Source organism: Candidatus Eisenbacteria bacterium (assembly GCA_035577985.1).
Classification (GTDB): Bacteria; Desulfobacterota; Binatia; order DP-6; family DP-6; genus DATJZY01.
In genome coordinates, this window is sequence record DATJZY010000079.1 from 1 (window position 1) to 3,938 (window position 3,938).

The following is a 3,938-nucleotide window of genomic DNA, read 5'->3' on the forward strand; positions in this document are numbered from 1 at the left end:
GAGCAACGACTCGAACGGATGCGGCTCGGGGCCGGGGTCGAGCACTGCGGCCACTCGCAGGTCGTGGTGACGGCGCGTCAGTCCCGCCGCGAGCAGGGCCAGCATCGACTCGAGGCCGCCATACGGCCCCGCTGCGGCGACTTGGAGGATCCGCAGCCGCTCACCACCGCGGTCGCCTTCCGCTAGCACCCCATGGCCTCTCGTGACCGTGTCTCTACGGATCGGAGCGAGGGCTCAGTGAGACCGATGCGACTGGGCGGTCCGACGCCGAGCCGTCGCGATCGAGAACGCACACAGGCCGCAGAGCACGAGCAGCGCGGTTCTCGGCTCCGGCGCCGGGACGACTTCGACCTCATCGAAGTCGCCGGAGGCGAGGAAGTCGAGCCCGCCGGTGTATGGATCGAAGCGGACCAGGTCGACCGCGGCGCGGATCAGCAGGAGCGTTCCGTCGCCCGAGATGGCGGCGTTCACCGCCTGCATGGGCAGCACGTTCCCCGACCTGTCGACCATCGGCACCGGGAGCATCACTGCGCCGAGGACGGGATCGAGCTGGAAGAAGAACCCAGAGACCCCTCGGTCGCAAGCGACCAATGTTCCATCCGCCGAGACGCCGAAGCCATCCGGATCCGCGAACAGACTGCTCTCAGGGTGCGGCTCGAGAAAGGCATAGCTCTGGACGCCGGTGGCCAGCGCGATTCCGATCACCTCCCCGATCGCGATGTACTCGTTCTGCAAGACGAGGAGCTCATCGTTCGGTCCAATGGCCAGATCTCGCGTCCCGTTGACGGCTCGAAGACTGGGGTTCCGGCTATCGGGGAGGAGCAACCCTCCGGACGAGAGAATCGATTGCGCGCCCGTCCGTGGATCGATCTGGATGACGCGCTCGTCGTACTGGCGTGCCACGAACAGGGTGTCACCGCTCGCGGCCACGTAGCTGCCGCCGGGCGTGCTGGCATCGAACGGATGCATCGGGGCGAGCAGACCGCCTGAGGAGACCGTCGTCTGCGCTCCCGTGTCGGGATCGATTCGCACCACGGAATCTCCGACTGTTGCGTAGAGGCTTCCGCCTGGCGCGACCGTGAAGTCCCCGAACGTGCCTGACGCCATCAGCGTCTGTGCGTGAGTTACCGGATCGACAAGGATGATTCCCGGGCCGACCTGCTGGCTGTTGCCGAGTACCAAGATGTCGCCTGGGACTAGCTCCACGGCATTCACGGGCAACGAAACGCAGAGCGTCAGCACGACGACGTGCCATCGCGCCATTAGTCCGGCCTCCTGGCACCCTGATCGAATTTCACGCGATCGCGCCAGAGTTCAACCGTGTACTTGTGCCCCCGCAGGAACATCGATCGATCACCACACCAGCGCGGCACACACCCGGGGTCGAGTGGCGATTCGCGAACCTCGGGTCAATCTCACGCATCGAACTCCCGATCAATTCTGTACCGCCCCAGGACTCTCGATGCAGCCGGACGAGCCGCGCGCAACACCATCTGCGTTCCATGCGACCCGCCCTGGGCTGCGGCGCCGCATCTTCGCTCTCGCGCTCGTGGGGGTGTTTACCTTCGGTCTGCTGGAGTTCTCGTCGTACGCCTACCTCCGGCTCTTCCGCGGGTACGACGGCGAGCATCTGATGAACTACGAGTTCGATCCGTACAAGAGCATCCGGCTCACGCCGAACTTCCGCGACACCCGGGGCATCGCGCACAACGCGCAGGGCTTCCGTCGCAGCGAGGACACCCCCCGAGAGAAACCGCCCGGAACCTACCGGATCTTCCTGATGGGCGGCTCCACGGGGTACGGGCTGCAATCGCTGTCGCGCTTCGGCGTGGCGAAGTATCCCGTCATCCGCAACGACGAGACGATCGACCACTACCTCGAGCAGGCGCTCGACGGGAAGGTGGACGGCCTTCGCGTGGAGGTGATCAACGCCGCCATCACGAGCTTCTACAGCCACCACCACCTGATCTACCTGAACCAGACGATCCTGAAGTACCACCCCGACCTGGTGATCTTCCTCGACGGCTTCAACGACTACTACAACACCGATCCCGGCTTCGATCAGTGGCGGGACTACGCCTACCAGGAGCGTGCCCACAGCTTCCTCGGGGATCCGACGTTCTCGGCCTGGGCCTACTACACAGGCTGGTGGCTCTTCCGGAAGAGCCACTTCTTCCACCTGGCCGGACGCGCGCTCAACAACGCATCGCAGATGATGACGGTGCTGCACCGCGGCCCGCGTCCGCACATGGACGTCGACACCGCGCTCGCGAACCTACGCGTCAACGCGGAGAACAACTTCGTCAAGATGGTCGAGCGAAACGGCCTGATCCTCCAGCACGAGGGCGTACATGCCATCTTCGCGTTGCAGCCCGAGATCTCGTTCCGGCAGGGCAAACAGTTCTCTCCGCTGGAGCAGGAGATCTACGACGAGATGAAGACCTACTGGGCCGAGAACTACATCGAGTTCAAGAACCGAGCGCGGCCGATCGTGCTCGACTATCTCGCGAAGGCGACCGCGCCGAGCGGCGCCACCGTCGTGGACCTGACGGACATCTATGGCCGAGTCGAGGGAGACGTCTACACCGACTACTGCCACCTGACGCCGACGGGGAATCGCGTGCTGGCGGAACACCTGGTTCCCGCCGTGCTCTCGATCATCGACGGCGACCGCGGACACTCGTAGTCATGGCGGAGCGACAGCAGCCGCAGTTCGGCCTCGGCAAGTCGATCCTCTTCAGCGCGATCCTGATCGGCCTATTCCTCGGCGCGGGCGAGCTCGCCGTGCGCGGGTGGGCCTACTACCTGCGTGAGGACGCCGAGCGCTTCGACATCGCGACGCAGACGTTCGTGCTCGTTCCGGGCCACCACCGCTCCGCGATGGGCCAGGCGGTCATCAACTCCGACGGCTTCGTCGGCCGCGAGCTCGAGCCGGACGGCCCGGATCTCTGGCGCATCGTCGCCGTCGGCGACTCGTGCACCTACGGCGGCGGCCACGAGCTGTACACCTATCCCGCGCAGCTCGACCGCATGCTGCAGGAGCGCGAGCGGCCGGGCCTGCGGTACGAAGTCGTGAACGCCGGCGTCTCCGGCCTCAACTCGGAGCTCGCGCTGCGGCGCCTGCGCACGAAGGTGCTGCCGCTCCACCCCGATGTCGTGATCGTCTACATCGGCTGGAACGACCTGATGAAGGTCGACCCGTTCGCGGGCGGAAGCAGCGCGCGCTGGGCCGGCGTAGCGCGCTTCCTCGACCGGCTCTGGCTGGTGAAGGGCCTGCGCAAGCTGATGTTCTACGACGTGCGGCCGTATCTTCGCCCCCCCTCGACCGGACCCGAGAGCGACACCGGTCGGTTGAAGGAATTCCGACCCGCGCTCTACGAGAGCACGCTCCGCGAGATGATCGCGGCGGTACGAGGCGCCGGCAGCCGGCCGGTGCTCGTCACGTTGCCGACCGTCGTGCGGCCCGAGATGACGCTGGAAGATATCCGACGGGCCAACGTGTTCTTTCCCTACTTCCCCTCGGCCTACGGCGTGCTCGATCTGCTCGATCTGATCCACGATTACAACCAGACGATCCGGCGCGTTGCGCTCGACGAGGGCGTGCCGCTCATCGATCTCGAGCGCGAGTTCGATCGGATCCCGGATCCCGTTCCGCTCTTCCTCGACACGATGCACACGACACCCGAGGGAGCGAGGCGGATCGCCGATCTGCTGCTTCGCGATCTCGACCGCGACGGACTGCTCGACCCCGCCGCCGTGCCGCCCGCCGGGACCGCGGCGCGATGACGCACGCGCGACCGCGTCGGCAATGGCTCGCGACGCTCGCGCTGTTCATCGCCTCCATCCTGCTCGCGGCGGGGGCGGGCGAGGTCTCGCTGCGCCTGCTCGGCCACCGCGGCGCGCCGCAGGCCTCGCTCAGCAACGTGGAGCTGCTTCCG

Annotated in this window: 4 protein-coding genes; 3 read left to right on the forward strand and 1 reads right to left on the reverse strand. The window is 66.3% G+C overall.

The window, feature by feature from the left end; genetic code table 11:
- Positions 1-186, forward strand: a 186-nt coding sequence (locus VMS22_11850) for a hypothetical protein (protein ID HXJ34716.1), incomplete at its 5' end; no start/stop codon positions are given.
- A gap of 48 nt (positions 187-234) precedes the next feature.
- Here VMS22_11850 and VMS22_11855 read toward each other — a convergent pair.
- Positions 235-1,242, reverse strand: a complete 1,008-nt coding sequence (locus VMS22_11855) for a hypothetical protein (GenBank protein HXJ34717.1) — start codon at positions 1,240-1,242, stop codon at positions 235-237.
- A 313-nt stretch (positions 1,243-1,555) separates the two neighbouring features.
- On the opposite strand from VMS22_11855, the gene VMS22_11860 reads away from it, so the two are divergent.
- Positions 1,556-2,686, forward strand: coding sequence for a hypothetical protein (locus VMS22_11860; GenBank protein HXJ34718.1), 1,131 nt, complete (start codon positions 1,556-1,558; stop codon positions 2,684-2,686).
- Positions 2,687-2,688: 2 nt separating this feature from the next.
- On the forward strand, positions 2,689-3,786 hold the full coding sequence (locus tag VMS22_11865) for an SGNH/GDSL hydrolase family protein (GenBank protein ID HXJ34719.1): 1,098 nt from the start codon (positions 2,689-2,691) through the stop codon (positions 3,784-3,786).
- The last annotated feature ends 152 nt before the right edge of the window (positions 3,787-3,938 follow it).